The sequence below is a fragment of the Leptospira weilii genome (assembly GCF_006874765.1).
GTDB classification, from domain to species: domain Bacteria; phylum Spirochaetota; class Leptospiria; order Leptospirales; family Leptospiraceae; genus Leptospira; species Leptospira weilii.
Genome location: NZ_CP040840.1, coordinates 3,337,501 through 3,340,000, shown reverse-complemented (window position 1 = coordinate 3,340,000; position 2,500 = coordinate 3,337,501). Strand labels below are relative to the sequence as shown.

Sequence of the window (2,500 nt, the reverse complement as noted above, 5' to 3'; positions counted from 1 at the left end):
AAAATTTGTCGGATCGTTCTTTAGAAATTTTGAATTCATTGTAAGAGTTCTTACAAATTACGCCGCATCTGGCCAGTTTCAAGTGGTTCTAAGAGCGTTCCATTTTCGTAGAAGTTTCTATATTTTGGGGTTTTGGGACAAGTTCTTAGGTGTCCTTCAACTTTTATAGATGACCATTTGAAAACACAGATCGGTTCTATTTTTTCGGAAAAATCCCCGCGCGAGTAAGTTATTGATGATCAATAATCGGTAAATTCGAATGGGTTGAAGCTGAGAACCTGGTGGTCGGACGGCTTCAAAGTAATTTTCTTGTGTATCGGAAAATATCCGCCGACGTTTTTTTCACGATAAACTTTTTGGAGATAGAGGTTATATCAGTCAATCTTTGTTTGAAAGTCTTTATGAAAAAGGAATTCAGCTTATTACAAAACTTAAAAAGAATATGAAAAATAAATTAACGTGAGTTCGGTATAACAAAATGCGAAAGCGATTATATGTTTCGACCCGTAGGCAGCAACATTGAGTCCGTAAATGATGAGCTCAAAAATATCTGTCAGATTCAACATACTCGACATAGGAGTGGGCTGTTAATTTATTAAGCGGTTTAGTTGCATTTTCTTTTTTTCCAAAAAAACCTTCTTTGAATTAGAGATCAAAAGACAATTTACAACTTTTAATCTCTAATTAGCCCGAACTCACGTTAAGGTTAACAAAACGTCAACCTCCGACAGATAAGGTCAAAATAATCGCCGATTATACTGGCATCTTAAATGTAGGAGTTCTTGCATTAATTCTATTACTATTATATAATTAGCTCACCTATTTTTTTATTCCGGATGGACTCGAATTTTTAATAGCGCAACGATTCGGAGTAAATCCTTTTCGAAATGGATGCGAGGTTTTGGAATAAGCTGTAAGTTTTTTCTTGTTCTTTTATGTTTTCGGTCTATTATAAAACGGGGGTTAAATATGAAAGACATAGATATCGGAATATCCGAAAAAAATAGAGAAGCTATCAATGTGGGACTGCAGAAACTTCTGGCCGATACTTACATTTTATACTTTAAAACGCATAGTTATCACTGGAACGTAACCGGTCCGCAATTTAATACTCTGCATCTGATGTTTCAAACTCAATACAACGAACTTTGGCTTTCCATCGATCTAATCGCTGAAAGAATCCGTTCTTTGGGTTTTTATGCTCCGAGTTCGTCCCATCAATTGGGCAAATTGACTTCGATTCATGAGGAAGGAGGGGTTCCTCACGCGGAAGATATGATTCGCCATCTGGTAAGCGGGCACGAGACCGTAATTAGAACGGCACGCTCCCTTCTTCCTGCCGCAGACGAAGGAGGGGACGAAGTGACTCTGGATCTTCTCACTCAACGTTTGGAGGTTCATGAAAAAACCGCCTGGATGCTTCGTAGTTTGCTGATCGTCGAGAACACCTGAAATTTTAAGGCCCGGTTTTTTAATACGAACGGGTGTTCCTTTTAAAGGTGCGCTCGTTCGTATTAATAAGGGGTTACGAAAAGACCATACTTTATGGAGTTGGTCTTTGTATCTGAAAAAAGAATTACGATTCTTTATCATAAAAGGACTTCAGAGTCTGTCCTACTGATCTCTATAAAATAGAATACCATTAGTTTGAGTATAAATCCAGCGTTTAGACGTAGAATTTTGGACACTTTATTATGTAGAGATTAGTAAAAACTTAAAAGAAATCAGTTACAATCATTCGCTAAGTTTGTAATAAAACCTAAAAGTTCCCGCGTTTTAGCGTTAGGTTTACAGAAATCAAATTGCTCTACGAGCAAAATGAGGAGTAAAAAGGGCTAATGTTATCCGCGAACATTCAAAACCCTGATTCCTAAAACACTATCCACTGACATCTAATACGTTTTGCGATGTCAAACGAGGAACTTCTTCGTTATGGCAACGAGTCGTTTCACAAAATTCGTATAAGGCGGATACATCAGCCCGATTGAACTCAAGGCGGCTTGACGGAGAACGGAACGTTCGTGAGAGAACGCCTTGAATCCGAAATAACCGTGGTAACTTCCGTGGCCGGAATGATTGACTCCTCCAAAAGGAAGATACGGATTTACGAGGTGAAGAATCACGTCGTTGACCGCGACTCCTCCGGAAGAAGTCTCCTTCAGAATCTTTTTGATCCTGCGTTCCTTTTTGCCGAAAATATAAAGAGCCAGCGGTTTCGGCTTGGAGTTGATTTTTTCAATCGCCTCGTCCAGGTTCGCATAAGGGATCATAGGAAGAACCGGTCCGAAGATTTCATCTTCCATAATATTCGAATTTTCTGGTACATTACTGAGAAGAGTAGGCTCGATGTAATTTTGAGAAGCGTCCGTTTCGCCTCCCATTTCGATCTTAGCGCCTTTTTCTACGGCTTCGTGTATATAGCCGGAAACTCTATTGAAGTTGCGATCGTTTACGATTCTACAGAAGTCCGGATTCTCCTTGATGGCTTTTCCGTCTTTAC

Annotated in this window: 2 protein-coding genes and 1 pseudogene (1 of these 3 cut by a window edge); 2 read left to right on the top strand and 1 reads right to left on the bottom strand. The window is 39.2% G+C overall.

What is annotated here, in order from left to right; all coding sequences use genetic code 11:
• Positions 1-343: 343 nt before the first annotated feature.
• A pseudogene (locus tag FHG67_RS22450) lies at positions 344-649 on the top strand (transposase); the annotation flags it as partial.
• A gap of 320 nt (positions 650-969) precedes the next feature.
• On the top strand, positions 970-1,452 hold the full coding sequence (locus tag FHG67_RS16155) for a Dps family protein (RefSeq protein ID WP_002615582.1): 483 nt from the start codon (positions 970-972) through the stop codon (positions 1,450-1,452).
• A gap of 458 nt (positions 1,453-1,910) precedes the next feature.
• Here the strand turns inward: FHG67_RS16155 and FHG67_RS16150 are convergent, their stop codons facing one another.
• Positions 1,911-2,500 carry the end of an aldehyde dehydrogenase family protein gene (locus FHG67_RS16150; RefSeq protein ID WP_004501096.1) on the bottom strand. Its footprint extends 895 nt past the window's final position, so 590 of the gene's 1,485 nt are visible here — the last part of the coding sequence; its start codon lies off the right edge, out of view; its stop codon occupies positions 1,911-1,913.